The sequence below is a fragment of the Staphylococcus sp. B1(2026) genome (assembly GCF_058895785.1).
The window spans coordinates 1-18903 of record NZ_JBZXTS010000017.1 but is presented as its reverse complement, the minus strand read 5'-3'; the positions used below and the strand labels follow the sequence as shown (position 1 = coordinate 18903).

The window sequence follows — 18903 nt, the reverse complement described above, 5'->3', positions numbered from 1 at the left end:
ACCTCATACTATTCTACAAATTCAAATTCACCTTTTAAGATACGTACCGTATCACCATTTTTACAGCCACGTTCTCTTAATGCTTCATCGATCCCCATTGAACGCATTTGACGTGCGAAACGACGAATTGATTCATCACGATTAAAATCAGTCATCTTGAATGTACGTTCTATACCATCACCACTAACAATATAAGCACCGTCATCTGCACGTGTAATGTTAAATGTATCAACTTGCTTAACATGTTTATAAACAACACGATGAATACCATGCGCTTCTTCTTGATCATCCAATAAGAATTCTGGTGTGATATCTAATGCATCAGCAATCGCATATACTAGATTATCTAAACCTTCATGTGACATCGCTGATACTGGATAAATTGGATAATCTTCAGTTAATTGAGCTTTAAAGTTCTCTAAATTTTCTTGTGAATTAGGCATATCCATTTTATTTGCTACAATAATTTGAGGGCGTTCTAATAAACGTAAATTATACGCTTCTAATTCAGCATTAATCACTTTATAATCTTCAAAAGGATCGCGACCTTCTAAGCCACTCATATCTATAACGTGTACAATGACACGTGTACGTTCAATATGACGTAAAAATTGATGACCTAAACCAACACCTTGTGAAGCACCTTCGATTAAACCAGGTAAATCGGCTAATACGAAACTTCTACCATCTTTAACACTGACCATACCTAAATTAGGTACAATCGTTGTAAAATGATAAGCACCTATTTTAGGACGTGCACTAGATAATACAGATAGTAAAGTTGATTTACCTACAGATGGAAAACCTACTAAACCAGCATCTGCTAATAATTTTAATTCCATCACTAAATGACGATCTTCTCCTGGTTCGCCATTTTCAGCAAATTCAGGTGCTGGATTCGATGGTGTGGCAAAACGAGAATTACCTCGGCCACCACGACCACCTCTTGCTACAATTGCTTCTTGGCCATCTTCAACTAAATCAGCAATGATTTCTCCTGATTGTTCATCTTTAATAATTGTACCTGGTGGCACTGATAATATTAAATTTTTAGACTTACGACCATGCATACCTTTACTCATACCATGCTCACCATTTTCGGCAGAAAAACGTCTTTGATAACGAAAATCCATTAACGTTCTTAAACCTTCGTCTACTTTAAAAATGACATCGGCACCTTTACCGCCATCACCACCAGCTGGTCCACCTTTTGGCACATATTTTTCACGACGAAAAGCAACCATACCATTTCCACCATCTCCTGCTTTAACAAAGATTTTAACCTCATCTATAAACATATATTTCACCTTCTTCTTCTTTTCTTATTATATCAAAAAATGAGTGATGACAAATCGTCATCACTCTGCATGATAATTTATTATGCTACTGGATAAACAGATACTTGTTTTTTGTCACGTCCACGACGTTCGAAACGTACAACACCTTCAACTACTGCGAATAATGTGTCATCTCCACCACGACGTACGTTAGTACCTGGATATACTTTAGTACCACGTTGACGGTATAAAATAGAACCTGCAGTTACTACTTGTCCATCAGCACGTTTAGCACCTAGACGTTTTGATTCAGAATCACGTCCGTTTTTAGTAGAACCTACCCCTTTTTTAGAGGCAAAAAATTGTAAGTTTAATTTTAATAACATGTTAGTCCACCTCACTCGTAAAAAAAATTTTTATGTAATTAGAACTTGATTCCTCTATTGTTTGTAAAGAAATCACAAGCCCTTGTAAAAGTAACTGTGCTTCAATATTATTATCTTTATTTTCATAAAAAATATAACCTGTTTGTTCTTCAGTTACTGATAAGTCAAAATGTGCATCTGTTAATTCATCTATTGCATTAATAGCACCGAATGTAACTGCTGATACTGCTGAACAAACAATATCTTGACCAGGTTCTGCAAAATATGCATGACCTTCTATGATGATTTTTTTTATTTGATCATCATGTTTATAAACTTCAACCTCAATCATATTAAGCGTTAATTGCTTCGATTGTTAATTTTGTATATGGTTGACGGTGACCTAATTTACGGTGATTATTTTTCTTAGGTTTATATTTGAAAACAGTAATTTTTTTACCTTTACCTTGTTTTTCAACTTTCGCTGTTACAGTTGCACCTGCCACGATTGGAGAACCAACTTTAACAGAATCACCACCTACTAATAATACACGGTCAAAAGTAACTGTTTCACCTTCAGCAACTTCTAATTTTTCTACAAAAATTGTTTGACCTGCTTCTACACGTATTTGTTTACCACCTGTTTCGATAATTGCGTACATTAACTTCGCACCTCCTATAATTTTATACTCAGACTCGCCAAAATAGGTGATTATTAAAATACTTTAACCTATTGAAGAGCGGTTGTAGTAGCTTGGTGCTACTCAACAACCACTATCATACCATAAAATATTTTTTCTAGTCAACTATTATTTTAATCTTTTTACTACACTTCTACGATTTGATTGTACATATTGAATCGTTGGTTGTTGATAATGATTTTGTTTTTTAATTTTTTCGATCAATTCTACTAAAACATATAAAATGACCATAATACAACCATTAATTAATAAAGAAATACCCAATCTATGCGAGACATATTCTAAAAAGTAGGTGTATGTTGGAAATGTTAGTACATTGATCATATATAAAGTGAATTCACTTATAGTAATGCCTAATAAAATGACAATGGCTACTACAAAAAAATTAACAAAAAATATTTTTTTTATTTGTGTAATGACTACATAACTTAACAAATAAATAACTAGAAAAATCATATAATAAGGGGAATATAATATGTCATAACTTATTGCACATATAATTGTTAAACCTAAAATCCATTTATTTTGATATTTAAATATCAATAACATTAACATCGTATAAACAAAATACGGTACACATTGAAAATGATTTGGCAATTGAGCAGCCATTGCTACTAACCCTTCTGAAATCAACAAAAAAACAACTAATAGCGTATACAAAATTTTCTTAATCATTGTCATTTACCACGCTATTTTTATTGTATTTAACAACATAAATCGGTGTTAATTCTTGATAATCAGTATTAGGTATGACTGTACCTTCTTTTTCTAAACCATATTGATTAATTTGTAATTGATCTAATTTACCTATAACTAATCCTTTAGGATATTTATCACTTAAGCCAGATGTCACCACCAATGTATCTTTTGGAATATCTGCAGATAATGGCACATTACTTAATATAAATTTTTGTGTTTTATAATCAAACTTTTTAATTGTCGCAAAATAAATTTTTTCATCAACAATCAACATAACAGAAATGTGATATTGTTCTTCTCCAGATGTAAGTAATTTGACAGTTGCCGTATGTTGCCCTAATGAAATAATTTCACCAATAATTCCTTTTGAATTTAATACTGGCATGCCTACTTGCAAACCATCCTCTTCTCCTCTATCAATCACAATTTCTTTATGAAAACTCATAGGATTGTTAGCAACAATATTGACACCTATTTTTTCGATTTGTTGGTCTTCTATATGATAATTTAGTGCTGATTGTAATTTTTTATTTTCTAGAGATAACCGTTGATTCTCTTCAGTCAACGTATTTTGTTGAATAACTTGTTGTTTTAATTTTTTATTTTCATCAATTAATTGTGTCACTTGTTGCTGATCTATAAAAAATGATTTTATATAATTTATTGGTTGATTAAATTTTTTTTGTGCTAAAACAACAGTATTATGTAAAGATTGTTCTATGATATTAGAGTGCCCTTCTTTTTTCTTAAGCAACAAAAATAATACAATCATTAATATGACAATACAGCTAGCTAATATCATTAATAAATTCTTTTTATTTTTACGCATGCTACTCTCCTTATTCTAATGTTGACAACATTTGTCCAACACCAATAATGACATTATATTCGCATGCTTCAGCAATATAAACTGGTAATGCTAATTGTTGTGCTAAATAGTCATCTAAACCACTTAATTTAGCACCACCACCTGATAACACTAATCCTCTTTGTGAAATATCCATAACTAATTCCGGAGAAGTATTTTCTAATATTTGTTTAATCATTTGTACTACTTCTTCTAATGCATTTTTTATTGCATCAGAAATTGCTTGGTATGTTACTTCTTTTTTTATTGGCTTAGTTGATAATGCATCTAATCCTTCTAATAAAATTGTCTCATCTGTATTATTTAAATGAATACCCACTTCATATTTAGCTTTTTGTTGCATCTTCGGACTCAAAATCAAACCATATTGCTGTCTAATATATTGTGCAATAGCTTTGTCAATAGCTTGTCCAGCAATATCAGATGTCATACTACTGACAATACCATCCCATGCAATGACCACTACTTCAGTAATACCTGCACCTGTAGTCATAATTAAATTACCACGTCCTTCATTAACAGGTAAATTAGCACCTACAGCTGCTGCATAACTTAATTCAATAGTAAATGCTTCTCTAATCCCTAAATGTTTTGAAAGTTTAATGACCGCTTCTTGTTGTACTTGAGTCAATTGTGATGGTACTGTCAATAATAGATTAGGTTTTGATAATTTCAAATTATATTTCGCCTTAATATCATTGATTATTTCTGTTAATAAAACAAGTGCATAATCAAAATCAGCAATGACACCATTTTTAATCGGAAAGATCATTTCTATATGTTCTGGTTTTCGTCCAATCATAGCTTGTGCTTTTTCACCAGTCGCCACAATTTTATTTTTACGTTTATCTAATGCGATAACTGAAGGCATATCTGCTACAATACCTTCTTCTTCAAGATAAGCAACGATATGTGAGCTACCTAAGTCTATACCTATTCCTTTTGGTTTTAATGTAAAACGCATTATAGCTCTCCTTTCTTATAATTGATTAAATACAAATTTATTTAAAGCATGTGCTAAACCATCTTCATCATTAGACAAGGTTACAACATCACTCACTGCTTTTAATTCTTCGGTGGCATTGCTCATCGCAACACCTAAGCCTGCAAATTCAATCATTGAAATATCATTATTGCCGTCTCCAAACGCAATAATTTCGTGTCGTTCAATTCCCCATTGTTGTGCTAATGTTGCTAGCGTTTGTCCTTTAGTAATATTTAAATCTGTAACTTCGATGAAAAATGGTTTAGAACGTAAAATAGTATATTCTTGTTTAAATTGCTGCGCTAATTCTTTTTCTAAGATCGCTGCCTTAGTTGGTTCTGCTAACATCAATACTTTAACAGCTGGTACTGTCATTGTTGCTTTAAAATCAGCCACTTCGACAGGGGCATCAATTAGTTCACTCTCAATATCAGCATATTCATTAGCACGATTAGTAATAATTTTATCATCTTTATATGACAAAATGTCTACACCATTAGCTAACGCAATATCATGTAATTTTGCTAAACGCTCTGGTGATAAATATTGTGAATAAATTACTTTATTATTACTACAATCTACAACTAACCCACCATTATAAGCTAGTAAATAACCATTATTTTCAGCTAAATTTAATTGTTGTGCTAATTTTTTCATGCCACTTTCTGGTCGACCTGAAGCTAAAACTATTTTAATCCCTTTTGCACTCGCTTCATATAAGGCTTGCTTTGTTTTTTCAGTTAACTGACGTTGACTATTTAATAAAGTATCATCAATATCAGTTACAATCATTTTATAAGTCATACTATCCCTCTATATTCTTATTCATAATTAAACTCTTGTGTCTAATTATATAACAAAAAGATTTCAATTTCATTAAAAAAACCATTTAAATTGTAATGTTTTTAATTTAGCTAAAATAGCTAATTATTTGGTCTTTTAATTGATAAATAATATAAGATATCGCACAATAAAATATTAATTTATCTATCCAACCACCTGTTTTGACCGTCCAAAAATTACGCACTTTAATTGATAGTGGCCAAAACAAACTAATACCTGCCTTTGTTAAAAAGTCTAAGATTAAATGTGTTGCCATCCCTATTAATATACCAATAGTAATTGAAGTTGATTGTGTAATTAATGAAACAAACATGGTTACCATTAATAAAAAAAACAAACTATGTGTTAATGTTCGATGACCAAACATAAAATGAATGAATGTTGATACCAAAGGTAATTTTCTGCCAATTTTACTATTGGAATGACAAATATCAGGTAATAAACTTCCCAATGCACTCGTAGTAATCAGTAAGGGCATATTTAATGTGGATAGCTCTTGACTCGCTGCAATACCTGCAGCAATACCTACTGCCAAATGTGTACGTCCTATCATGTTTGTTCTACCAGTTCTGCTAAATATTCCCATCTTAGCATTTTTTCTTCTAAATCATTCTGTAATTTTTGTTGTTCACTTGTTAATTGTTGCAATAGTTGATAATCTTCTAATGCCGCTAACATATCTTGTTCAATTTGTGTTAATTGATCTTCTAATTGCTGAATATCTTCATCTATCGTTGACCATTCTTGTTTTTCACTATACGATAAACGTTTTTTCTCTTTATGTTTTATCTGCTTGTTATGACTAGTTACAACACTTTCTTTATTTTTTTGCACTGTCATTTTTTGTTTTTCGATATATTCACTATAATTACCTATAAAATGTTCAATTTGTGCATTTCCTTTAAATATCAATAAGTCGTCTACTATCTTATCAAGAAAATATCGATCATGAGATACTGTAATTACTGCACCTTCAAATTGTTCTAAATATTGTTCCAATATGGTTAATGTTTCAGTATCTAAATCATTTGTCGGTTCATCTAATAATAAAACATTTGGTTTAGACATCAATAATCTTAAAAGATATAAACGACGTCGTTCTCCTCCAGACAATTTGTACAGAGGTGTACCATGCGATGATAATGGGAATAGAAATTGTTCTAATAATTGTGCAGCTGAAACAACTTTACCAGAACTTGTTTCTATTGCTTCTGCACCTTCTCTCACATAATTAATCATACGCATTGATAAATCCATGTTTTGCGATAATTGATTATAATAAGCAATTTTTACTGTTTGTCCTGTTAATAACTGACCGCTATCTAACAAACTATTACCTGCCAGTATATTTAGTAATGTAGATTTTCCCACACCATTTTCACCGATAATACCAATTCTAGCAAATTTTTGAACGATGAAATTAAAATCTTTTAATATTGTACTTTGTTCAAATTGTTTAGTTGCTTCTATTAATTCAAATACTTGTTTACCTAAACGTGAACTATTCAATTGAATATCCATTTTTTCATCATTTTGATGTTGATTCACTTGATTTTCTAATGTATTGAATCGATTAATTCTAGCTTGTTGTTTAGTGGTACGTGCTTTAGCACCTTTACGCATCCATGCTAATTCTTGTTTATATAATTGTTTATTTTTCATATGCTGTGTTGCTTCGTTTATTTCACGTTCAGCTTTTTTTTCAATGAATTCACTATAATTACCTTGATACTCATATAATTTTGCTTTAGATAATTCAAATACTCTCGTACTTATATTATCTAAAAAATAACGATCATGGGTGATAACTAATAAACTTTTAGGGTAATTTTTTAAAAATTTTTCTAACCAAACAATTGTCTCAAAATCTAAATGGTTCGTCGGTTCATCTAATAATAATAAATCAGGTGTTTCAATTAACACTTGTGCTAAAGCAACACGTTTTCTTTGTCCACCTGATAGTTGACGAATCGGTTGATAATAATTAGTAATTCCTAATTTATTTAAAATAATTTTAGCATTGGCACTTGCATCCCAAGCATCTTGACGATCCATCTCATCTTGCATAGTTATCAATCTTTGTTGTAATTGTGAATTTTCTGGATACTTTTCTATATCCAATAATAATTGCTCATAATTTTTTAATATTCTCATAATTGGTGCAGAGCTATTAAATACACAATCTAAAACAGTATCTTCTTCATCTAATTCAATATCTTGAGATAAATATCTAATAGAATAATCATTTGGTTTGTTGATTGTTTCGTGATCAAAATGATCTTTACCAGCAATACATTTTAATAATGTAGATTTACCTGTTCCATTAATACCTATTAAACCTATTTTATCTCCTGTCGTGATAGAAAATTGAATATTATCAAATAAAACTTTATCACCATACGTTTTAGATATATTTTCTGCTTTATATACTTTCATTTTACACCTCTACTTTATAACATCTATTACCTAACAATAAAACAGATATTGTTAAACTTCAAGTAATATATCTAAATTATAAAAAAAGATTGATAACTTCCGTCATCAATCTTAAATAATTATTTCATGCTCATTTTACGATTAAATTTTGCACGATTACCTTCTTTTTTTGAAACACCTTTTGTATAGGCTGTATCAGCAAATGACTTAGAACGTCTAGATGATGATTGTTTATCACCATTATCACGTTTTTGGCGATCATTACCACGACGACCATTTCTATCACGACCGCCACGGTTACCTTGACGATCATTATTACCACGACGGCGGCGACCACCACCACGGCCAGAACCACGTTTCGCTAATGGACGTTCAAATGACAATTCAATATCCACTTCATTAGCATGATTTAATAGTTCTCCTAAAATAGCTTTTACAACTTCTAATCCACCATGTTCTGCAATTAATTGTTGCGCTAAACTTTCTAAGTTTTGACCTTTATTTTCATCAATCCAAGTTTTAACTTGTGATTTAGCATTTTCTTCCTTTGCTTTTAATACTTCTTGTTCAGTGAAAGGACGTAACATACGTAAACGTTTACCACGTGATTCTTCTACTTCTCTTACATAATCCATTTCAACTGGGTTGACAAAAGTTAAAGCCATTCCTTTGGCACCAGCACGACCTGTACGACCAATACGGTGTGTATAACTTTCAACATCTTGTGGCATATCAAAGTTATAAACATGTGATACACCTGATACATCTAGACCACGCGCAGCAACATCTGTTGCAACTAAAATATCTAGCGCATTATTTTTAAATTTACGTAATACTTCTAAACGTTTGGCTTGTGTGATATCTCCATGTAAACCTTCAGCACTATAACCTTTAGCGATTAATGCACTTGTTAATTCATCAACACGACGCTTCGTACGACCAAAAACAATCGCAAGTTCTGGTTTCTGTACATCTAAGAAGTTTGTGAATACTTTTAATTTTTCATTTTCTCTAGCAATCGTTACACACTCATCAATTTGAGGATTTGAGCTCTCATCACGCATAGTTTTAACAAATTTAGGTTCATTCATAAATTCATGTACTAAATCTTGAATCGCTTTAGGCATTGTTGCTGAGAATAAAAATGTTTGTCTTGGTGATGGTAATTTACTCATGATTAAACGAACATCATCAATGAATCCCATATTTAACATTTCATCTGCTTCATCTAAAATTAAAGTATGAATATCTTCTACTTTAAGTGTTTTTCGATTTAAATGATCAATTACACGACCTGGTGTTCCTACAATAATTTGTGGACGTGTTTTTAATTGTTTAATTTGACGTTCAATACTTGAACCACCGTAAATTGTTGCGACACGAACTTGATGTACTTTACCAATTAATTTTAATTGATCAGCTACTTGCACCGCTAATTCACGTGTTGGCGCTAATACTAAGGCTTGTGTACCTTGTCGGTTTGCAACACGCTCTACTGTTGGAATACCGAAAGCACCTGTTTTACCTGAACCTGTTTGTGCTTGACCTAAAACATCCATACCTGCCATTAATAATGGAATACTTTGTTCTTGAATAGGAGTTGGTGTTTCAAATCCCATTTTTGTTAATGCCTCAATCGTTTTGGGGCTAATACCTAATTCTTCAAATGTTGTCAATGTTGTTTCTCCTCTATTTTTAAAATTTAATCTTGTTATATTCTATACTGGTATAAGTATTTTATTTATTATATTGTTTATTTACATAAAAAAACAACATTTTTCTATTAATTAATGTTGTATTCACCAATATTCTAATCATTCAAACCTTTAATTTTCCATATTTTGTAAAATTAATATTTTATTCTTATTCTATAGTCATTTATTTTTTAGGTCTATAATGACTGGCTCTTAAACATAACTTATTCATCATACCTTAAATGTCTTCACTTGTAAACTATTTAATTTAATTTATCTAGTAATTAATTACTTGCCGCTTCTAACTAGTACCATATAATGAATAAAACAACCTCAAAAGAAGTTGTTTTATTCATTATATTGATAAAGCGTCTAAAATTTCTTCCATGCGCATACCACGACTACCTTTTGCTAAAATAACAGTATCACTCCCTAAATAAGGTTTAATATAATTAATTAATTGTTGCTTATCTTCAAAATGTTGACTGTTTATTTGAGAATGATTCAATAAAATATGATGAATAGTTTGTGCTAAATGACCATATGTCAACACAATATCAATCGCTTGATTATTTAAATAATGCCCTATTTCTTGATGTAATGAAATTTCATCTTCTCCTAATTCTAACATATCTGCAACAATAAGTATTTTACATGACTGCTTTAAGTTACTTAAAGTATCTATTGCTGCTTTCATAGATGTTGGACTCGCATTATAAGCATCATTAATTAATAAAGTATCGCCAATACCTTTCGTTACTTGCATACGCATAGGTGTTAATTCTAGTTGCATTAAAGTTGTTGCAATTTGTTTAACTGTTAAACCGACATACTGACCAATAATAATAGCAGCTAAAGCATTATAAACATTATGCTTACCAAGAACAGGCAATTGATAACGAACTTGGTTCACTTCAAAACTCGTCATTAAATTATGTTCATTTATATTTTCAGCAATTATTTGATTATTGGTAGATAAACCGTAACGTACTGTATCAAATTCATAAGGTTGTTGATGTAAATTAACAAGTAATGGTTCGTCACCATTATAAAGAAATAAACCTTGTGGATTTAATGCTTCAATAATTTCTGATTTAGCCTTGGCAATACCTTCACGACTACCTAGTTGTTGTAAATGTGACTCACCTATATTAGTAATTACTGCAATATCTGGTTTAACTAAATGAGATAAATCTGAAATTTGTCCAAAATCATCCATTCCCATTTCAATGATGGCATAGTCTGTACTTGGTTCTATTGATAATACTGTCAATGGTACACCTATTTCATTATTATAGTTACCTTGTGTTTTTTGTACATGATACTGACTAGCTAACACGGTACTAATCATATCTTTAGTTGTTGTTTTACCATTACTTCCCGTTATTGCTATAATTTTAGTTGATAAAGTTGATAAGTAAGCACTTGCAATAGCTTGTAAACTATTTAAAGTATTATCTACAATAATTAAGGGTTTATTTTCAGGCATATTAGGTGTACCTTTTTCCCATAAAGCTACTACCGCACCTTTATCAAAAGCTTGCTCAACAAATTGATGTCCATCAACTTTTTGTCCTTTAAACGGTACAAATAAACTTCCTTTTACGACTTGTCTTGTATCAATAACAACATTTGTTATTGATTGATGTTGATGATTAATTAATTGACCTTTGGCCCATTTAGCAATTTGTTCTATTGTACATTTCATACATTTACCTCATTAAACTGAATATTTAATTGCTTGTTTGACTGTGTATCGTTCTAAACCTAATTCAATCAACTCATCAATAAGTTGAGAATAACTTACACCCATATTATCCCATAATGATGGAAACATTGAAAATGGTGTGAAGCCTGGCATTGTATTCACTTCATTAATAAAAATATCATTATTTTCTGTTACAAAGAAATCTGCACGTACTAAACCTGAACAATCTAATGCTGAAAAAGCTGTAGCAGCAAATTCACGTAATTGTTGTTGTAATTGATCATCAATTTCTGCCGGAATAATCATGATTGACTTACCATCTGTATATTTAGAACTGTAATCATAAAATTGTGCTACATCATCAATATTTTTGATTTCACCTGCTAAAGTTGTTTTAGGCTCATCATTTCCAATTACAGCCACTTCAATCTCCCTAGCGATAACACCTTGTTCAATAACAATTTTGCGATCAAATTGAAAAGCTTCTTCTATTCCAGAAATTAGTTCTTGACGATTAGCACAACGACTAATACCTACTGATGAACCTAAATTAGCTGGTTTAACAAATACTGGATAAGTTAACTTTTGTTCAATGGATGTAATAATTGATTCACGTTCTTTTTGCCATTGACTATTTAAAGCATATGTGTACGGTAATTGTGGTAATTGTACTTCATTAAATAATTGCTTCATAATTAATTTATCCATGCCAGTCGCACCTGATAGTACATTATTACCGACATAAGGTAAATTCATAACTTCTAATAAACCTTGAACTGTACCATCTTCACCATTAGGACCATGCAATAATGGAAAAATAATATCATATGATTGACCATTATTTGCTTGCAATAAAATTTCAGATATATTTAATGTCCCGTGATTAAATTGAAGTTCATCAACATCAATGATTTCTTGATTAATAGTATCACCTTTAGCCCACGTTCCATCTTTAGCTAAGAAAATCGGATCTATGACATAATTATTCTTATCCATCGCATTCATGACTGCTTTAGCTGTTAATAAAGACACTTCATGTTCTGCAGATTTACCACCATATAAAATTCCTACTGTTTTTTTCGACATTTTTCTCCTCCATATTTAGCCACGAATATAACTATCATCATAAGTCACATCGTTAAATTCATTGACTAAAGAAATAAATTTATTATAATTCTTTACAAAACCAAGTGTAACTGTACCTGTGGGACCATTACGATGCTTAGCAATAATAATTTCTATATCGGTTGATTGATTATCGTCTTGAATTGTTTGTACGTCTTCATCTTCATCATCAGCTTTATTATAATAATCATCACGATATAAGAAAGCAATTAAATCGGCATCTTGTTCAATACTCCCAGACTCACGAATATCTGACATCATCGGGCGTTTATCTTGACGTGATTCTACACCACGAGATAATTGAGATAAAGCAATAACTGGACATTGAAGTTCACGTGCTAATTGTTTTAAAGAACGTGATATTTCTGCAACTTCTTGTTGACGATTATCACTACTACGACCACTACCAGAAATTAATTGTAAATAGTCGATAACAATCATATCTAAACCTTTATCTTTTTTTAAACGACGACATCTTCCACGTATTTCACTAATACGAATGGTCGCTGTGTCATCTATAAAAATACGACGACTCCCTAAATTATAAACACCTGTTGATAATTTATCCCAATCATCACTGGTCATTTCTCCTTTTCTTAATTTCTGAGAGTCAACATTAGATTCACTGCATAACATACGCGTTGTTAATTGATCCGCTCCCATTTCTAAAGAAAATAGTGCTACTGAATGCCCACTTTGTGCAACTCTTTGTGCAATATTTAAGGCAAAGGCTGTTTTACCCATCGCAGGTCTGGCTGCAATAATGATTAAATCATTGCGTCCAAAACCACTAGTCAATTGATCTAATTCAGGATAGCCAGACATAATACCAGTTGTTTTACCTTTATTTCTTTCAATTTCTTCTGCTTGATTATAGACAATTTGTACTAAATCATTAATTTCTTGAAATCCTTTAGTATCATTAATATCCGTAATAGCCATAATACGGCGTTCGGCATCTTCTAATAATGAAGTTAAATCTTCTTGACCTTCTAATCCTTCTTGTTGAATTAATTGTGCTGCTTTAACTAAATCTCTTTGAATAGCATATTTACGAACTAAAGTAATATAATGTTCTAAATTCGATGTCGATGGTACAACTTGTGCTAATTCTAAAATATATGTAATATTCCCTACTTCTTCTAATTCATTAGTTGCATTTAATCTTTCGATAATAGTTGTATTATCTATTGCAATATCATCTTCTGCTAATTTTAACATCGTACGATAAATTTTTTGATGTGCAATACTATAAAAATCTTCTGGTTGCAAAGTTTCAGAGATATCTACAAATTTAGAAGCATCTAGAAAAACACTACCTAATACCGATTGTTCTGCAAATATACTATGTGGTAATACTTGTGTTTCCATATTGCCCCCTTTCATCACTTTAATGTTTACTATCATTCTATCATATTATTTACTTTCTTTTAAATAAAAAATAGAGGTGAGAAAAAATACTCACCTCATTTAATTTTATTTTTCAACTACATGTACTTTAATAACACCTTCAACATCATGATATAATTTAACTTTAACATTCGTATAACCTAATGCACGAATACCATCTGGTAATTCCATTTTTCTTTTATCAATTTTTAATTGATGTTGTTTTTCTAATTCTTGTGTAATTTGTTTAGTAGATACTGAACCAAATAAACGTCCACCTTGTCCAGATTTAGCTTTAATCACAACTTCTAGTGATTTTAATCGTTCTGCAATTGCTTGAGCCTGCGCTAATTCATTTGCTTTATCTTTTTCAATACGTTTTTTCTGACCTTGTAGTTCAGCTAATGCTGCTGAATTAGCAGCTTTCGCTTGTTCATTTTTAATTAAAAATTTTGCATATCCATCTGCAATCTCTTTAACTTCACCTTTTTTCCCTTTACCTTTTACATCTTTTAAAAAAATTACTTTCATTTTATTTCCTCTTTTCTATAGTTAAATACCTTCGCCTAATTGTTGATTAATCGCTAATTCTAACATATCACAAACTTCTTTAATGGTTTTATCTTTAATTAAAGTTGCAGCATTAGTCAAATGGCCACCACCACCTAATTTTTCCATAGTTAATTGTACATTAAAGTCACCTAATGATCGTGCACTAATACCTACTGTTTCTTCTGTTCGATAAGCAACAACAAAAGCCACGCTTACCTCACTCATATTTAATAAAGTATCTGCTGCTTGTGCTAATAACACTGGATCATAAACTTCATCTTCTAAACCTTGAGCAATGATAATATTCGGGCGATAGAAATTAGCTGATTCTAAAATTCTATTTCTTCTTAAAGTTGTTTTTAAATTTTCTTTTAATAAATTTTGAACGACAATTGGATCAGCACCATGTTGTCTTAAATAAGCAGCAGCATCAAAAGTTCTTGATCCTGTTCTTAAAGTAAATTGCTTCGTATCAACAACCATACCAGCTAACATAATATTAGCCTCTATATCTGTTAATTGTTTATTTTGTGGTTGATACTCTAGCAATTCTGTAATTAATTCTGCTGATGATGAAGCATATGGTTCAATATATGCTAATAATGGTTGTGTAATCATTTCTTCACCACGTCTATGATGATCAATTACAACTGTATGACTGGCTTTATGCAATAAAGAAATATCCAATACCCTAGATGGAGCTGAAGTATCAACGACAACTAAGACACTGTCTGGCGTCATTAATTCCCATGCTTGTTCTCGCGTTACAATAATAGATTGTAAATCATGTTGTTGATAAGCTAATTTCATCACTCTAGCTAAAGTATCGTCAATATCTTGTTCATCTAACACAATGTATGCTTCAAGTTTATTCATACGTGCAAATCTACTCATACCAATTGCTGCACCAATTGCATCAACATCAGGATTTTTATGCCCCATAATAATTACACGTTGCATATCTTTTAAAATTTCTTGTAATGCATGAGACACTACACGTGCTCTTACTCTCGTTCTTTTTTCAATAGGATTTGTTTTTCCACCAATAAAACGTACTGAGCCGTCAATATTTTTAATTGCAATTTGATCTCCACCACGTCCTAATGCTAAATCTAATCCCGATTGTGCTAATTCACCTAATGCCGTCAATGAATCGGTACCTTCTGCAATACCAATACTCAAAGTAATTTGACCAACACTTGTTTTTTTCAAATCTCTAATTTCATCTAAAATAGTAAATTTATTTTCTTCTAATTTTTTTAATGTACGTGCATTTAAAAATGCAATAAATCTATCTGATGCAATTCTTCGTAAATATAAATTATACGTTTTTGCCCATGTATTTAGCATTTCTATAATATTACTACTTAAATTACTTCTTGCTTGATCGTCTAATGTTTCTGTAATATCATCATAATTATCTAATAAAATAGACGCAATAACTGGTCTTATTTCTTTAGCATGCTTCACTGCTGATGTTTTATCAGTAATGTCGAAAAAATACATAACTCTATGTTCTTGACGCCATTCAACATGGAATAAGCGATTAAATAACATAAATTCTGATTTAAAATCTTGATTTTGTTCTAATGCTAAAGCAATATCTTCATTAAAGTCATTAATAGGTAAACCCATTAATTTATCATCATCACTATAAGATGAAAAATATTCATTTGTCCATTCGATAGTATTTTGATCATCTAATAATAAAACACCTACTGGGAACTGATGTAAAATTCGATGACCTGCAACATCTATACGATAACTCATTCTCTCTAAATAATTTTCATTTTCACGATTATATTCAATAATATACCACCATAATATCGCAAATAGAAATGAACTAATAACTGCTGAAATAGTACCTTGAGAGACATCATTATTACCAATCAAAATCGACATTGCCATCAATAAAATAAATATGATAACAAGTAAAACTAAAAACCGCTGTTTTGTTGGTTTTCTCAAGTTTATCACCTCATTTCTTAATTTTTTCTTTAAGTTTAAAAATAATATCTCCTATCCCTAAAATCGCTATGTAATTAATAAAAAATAAACTGAAAATAACAACTATAGGTTTAACAAATATAGGCACATTATATTTTGTTATTACGTCAAATAAAAAACTTATCCCTTGTAGCATAGCTACTACTGTTAAAATTAAAATCAAATTCAATAATAAAGTAGCTAATATTGGATAACTCGCTGAGAATACCATATTTAATAAAATAGTACTTATAAAAATTATAACAAATACTCTCGGAATATTATAGACGTTAAACGGAAAAAAACGTGGAATTATAATTTTTAATTGTTTTAAAATTTGACATGTCACATTTAAACTAATTAGAGATATGATTGCTAAACCTAAAAAAATAAATGATGGTGTCAATTTGGTCATAAAATGAACTTGTTCTATTAATAAATCAAAATCAGATTGAACTAATAATTTCTTATCTAAAGCAATTTGATATTGGTTTATTAATTGATGATTTAACATACTAGCAATATTGACATCATGTCCACCAATTTTCCATATTAATTGCCAAATTATAATTAAAATATTAATTAGTACAACCATCTCAATATAAATTTTCATTTTCGAGTGACGTTGCATAAAACTATACGATAAAAAATAACCAATAACCCAAATAATTATTAAAAAATATAAAGTACTGAAAGAAAAATTCAATAAATAACAACTAATTGCCATACAAATAAACGCTAATATGTAATGATTTACTTTATATGTTGCTGCAAAATACGTTGTAGGTACAAAACATAGTACAATAAATAAAATTAATAACAAAGATGATGTTTGCATAATATACATGATTAAAAATAATAACATGTACATTAAAAAGTTAACTAAAAACTTATTTATTTGCTCTGTCAAAATATACATCCTTTCATAATTTTATAATTTTATAATTTATATTATATCACATTCTCAATTGAAAAATAAGGGCTCTTTGTCAAAGAGTGTTGATGAACAAAATTTGATAAGGTTTAAATGAACAACTATGCGACTTTATTTGATTTGTTTTTTTCTATGTAATATGTGCAATGGATTTGAAATAACGCACGACGTTTGAAATTATAAAATTTAGTATAACTAAATACTTTCTATTAGGTCATTAGAATACGTATAGATAAAGTTATTTTTATATCTTATCAATGTTTTAACTGTTGTTTTGATATAGTCATGTGTCTCTTTATAATTTTTAATCGTTAAGTTTTCAAAAAACTGCCAATCTTTTCTATCATAAGCGACTAACATGTCTTGAATGATATCATAATATGTCTTTAATTCAGGTTGCTTAGAAAGCATATAATCTACAACTCTTCCTTGTGTCTCTTCGTATTTAAATAGTGCATATTTTTTAAATTCCACATAATCTAATCTCTCTCTAGGTATTAAGAATAGGCGCCAATGTTTCTTTAATTTTCGATATAATTTACCATTATCATTTTTTAAATTTTTGACTTGATTCATACATTTCACACGTAACTTATTTAATGTTCTTGTTAATAATTGGACTAAATGAAAGCGATCAATAATAATTTGTGCTGATGGGAAAACACTGTGAATGACTTTCATATAAGGACTGTTCATATCTATTGTAATCGTCTTTACATTTTTACGTGCTTCTCTTGAAAATTTCATAAAATACATGATTAAATCGTAAGCACGTCGGAAAGGTAAAATATCTAATAATAAATGTGTTTGTGCATCACAATAAACAAAACTCATCTTATTAGGACAATCTTTTGTTGTTTTTAATTCATCAAAACATAGATGTTCAGGTAATTTATCAAAGTTAACCGTATGTCTTTGTAGATGTTGATTAAGTAATCGATGAACAGTATTGTGAGAAATGAAGTTTACATAACCTAAATTTTTTTCAGAGATATTTATATGTGATTGCATCAAAACACTTTGTTTAACTCTATTAGCTATATTTGAATAAGCATTTAATTCTGTTGTTTTGGCAATAAAAGTTTGATGACAATGTCTACATAAAAAACGTTGCTTTCTTAATTTTAAATAAATAGGTTTCTCCATCATCTTACCCCATAAAATTGTGCATACTTTCGTACCATTTTTTACAATAGCTTGTTTATTATTAATATGACCGCAACATTCACATGCATGTGGGATATAGGTTAACGTACTGTATACCATGTGACAATAATAATTTTTATATTTTTCGGCTTCTACAGCTTGAATTGTGATGTATCTATTGCGTAGTTCAAAATC

18 protein-coding genes and 1 other annotated feature are annotated in these 18903 nt (G+C 30.2%); all 18 genes read right to left on the bottom strand.

Annotated features, from left to right (window positions below; all coding sequences use genetic code 11):
- Positions 1–8: 8 nt before the first annotated feature.
- Entirely contained in the window at positions 9–1298 is a 1290-nt protein-coding gene (gene obgE, locus AC5EAH_RS04260; RefSeq protein ID WP_493493521.1) for a GTPase ObgE, read from the bottom strand.
- 80 nt (positions 1299–1378) lie between these two features.
- The gene (rpmA, locus tag AC5EAH_RS04255; protein ID WP_493493520.1) at positions 1379–1663 is read right to left on the bottom strand and encodes a 50S ribosomal protein L27; all 285 of its coding nucleotides are present in this window, start codon (positions 1661–1663) and stop codon (positions 1379–1381) included.
- Position 1664: 1 nt separating this feature from the next.
- Positions 1665–1994: a ribosomal-processing cysteine protease Prp gene (locus tag AC5EAH_RS04250; protein WP_493493519.1), complete on the bottom strand. Its 330-nt coding sequence runs from the start codon at positions 1992–1994 to the stop codon at positions 1665–1667.
- 1 nt (position 1995) lies between these two features.
- Positions 1996–2304 carry a 50S ribosomal protein L21 gene (gene rplU / locus AC5EAH_RS04245; protein ID WP_493493518.1) on the bottom strand — a complete coding sequence of 103 codons (309 nt, stop codon included), beginning with the start codon at positions 2302–2304 and terminating at the stop codon, positions 1996–1998.
- A gap of 20 nt (positions 2305–2324) precedes the next feature.
- Positions 2325–2398 (bottom strand) — a sequence feature (ribosomal protein L21 leader region).
- Between the two features lie 53 nt (positions 2399–2451).
- A complete protein-coding gene (locus AC5EAH_RS04240) occupies positions 2452–3018 on the bottom strand; it encodes a hypothetical protein (protein WP_493493517.1) in 567 nt (188 codons plus the stop codon).
- The gene (gene mreC / locus AC5EAH_RS04235; protein ID WP_493493516.1) at positions 3011–3871 is read right to left on the bottom strand and encodes a rod shape-determining protein MreC; all 861 of its coding nucleotides are present in this window, start codon (positions 3869–3871) and stop codon (positions 3011–3013) included. Before mreC ends, AC5EAH_RS04240 begins: the two co-directional genes overlap by 8 nt.
- 10 nt (positions 3872–3881) lie before the next feature.
- On the bottom strand, positions 3882–4874 hold the full coding sequence (locus tag AC5EAH_RS04230; protein WP_493493515.1) for a rod shape-determining protein: 993 nt from the start codon (positions 4872–4874) through the stop codon (positions 3882–3884).
- Between the two features lie 15 nt (positions 4875–4889).
- Positions 4890–5699, bottom strand: a complete 810-nt coding sequence (locus tag AC5EAH_RS04225) for a Cof-type HAD-IIB family hydrolase (RefSeq protein ID WP_493493514.1) — start codon at positions 5697–5699, stop codon at positions 4890–4892.
- Between the two features lie 106 nt (positions 5700–5805).
- Positions 5806–6291 (bottom strand): metal-dependent hydrolase, encoded by a 486-nt coding sequence (locus AC5EAH_RS04220; protein WP_493493513.1) that lies wholly within the window; start codon positions 6289–6291, stop codon positions 5806–5808.
- Positions 6288–8174, bottom strand: coding sequence for an ABC-F family ATP-binding cassette domain-containing protein (locus tag AC5EAH_RS04215; protein ID WP_493493512.1), 1887 nt, complete (start codon positions 8172–8174; stop codon positions 6288–6290). The genes AC5EAH_RS04220 and AC5EAH_RS04215 overlap by 4 nt, the downstream gene beginning before the upstream one ends.
- Positions 8175–8293: 119 nt before the next feature.
- On the bottom strand, positions 8294–9850 hold the full coding sequence (locus tag AC5EAH_RS04210; protein ID WP_493493511.1) for a DEAD/DEAH box helicase: 1557 nt from the start codon (positions 9848–9850) through the stop codon (positions 8294–8296).
- A gap of 373 nt (positions 9851–10223) precedes the next feature.
- Positions 10224–11576 (bottom strand): UDP-N-acetylmuramoyl-tripeptide--D-alanyl-D-alanine ligase, encoded by a 1353-nt coding sequence (locus AC5EAH_RS04205; protein ID WP_493493510.1) that lies wholly within the window; start codon positions 11574–11576, stop codon positions 10224–10226.
- 12 nt (positions 11577–11588) lie between these two features.
- Positions 11589–12662 carry a D-alanine--D-alanine ligase gene (locus AC5EAH_RS04200; RefSeq protein WP_493493509.1) on the bottom strand — a complete coding sequence of 358 codons (1074 nt, stop codon included), beginning with the start codon at positions 12660–12662 and terminating at the stop codon, positions 11589–11591.
- 15 nt (positions 12663–12677) lie between these two features.
- On the bottom strand, positions 12678–14072 hold the full coding sequence (dnaB, locus tag AC5EAH_RS04195) for a replicative DNA helicase (RefSeq protein WP_493493508.1): 1395 nt from the start codon (positions 14070–14072) through the stop codon (positions 12678–12680).
- Between the two features lie 105 nt (positions 14073–14177).
- Positions 14178–14621 (bottom strand): 50S ribosomal protein L9, encoded by a 444-nt coding sequence (rplI, locus tag AC5EAH_RS04190; protein ID WP_493493507.1) that lies wholly within the window; start codon positions 14619–14621, stop codon positions 14178–14180.
- A gap of 21 nt (positions 14622–14642) precedes the next feature.
- Positions 14643–16610, bottom strand: a complete 1968-nt coding sequence (locus AC5EAH_RS04185; protein WP_493493506.1) for a DHH family phosphoesterase — start codon at positions 16608–16610, stop codon at positions 14643–14645.
- Between the two features lie 10 nt (positions 16611–16620).
- Positions 16621–17538 (bottom strand): DUF2232 domain-containing protein, encoded by a 918-nt coding sequence (locus AC5EAH_RS04180; RefSeq protein WP_493493505.1) that lies wholly within the window; start codon positions 17536–17538, stop codon positions 16621–16623.
- A 219-nt stretch (positions 17539–17757) separates the two neighbouring features.
- Positions 17758–18903, bottom strand: a 1146-nt coding sequence (locus AC5EAH_RS04175; protein ID WP_493493504.1) for an ISL3 family transposase, incomplete at its 5' end; no start/stop codon positions are given.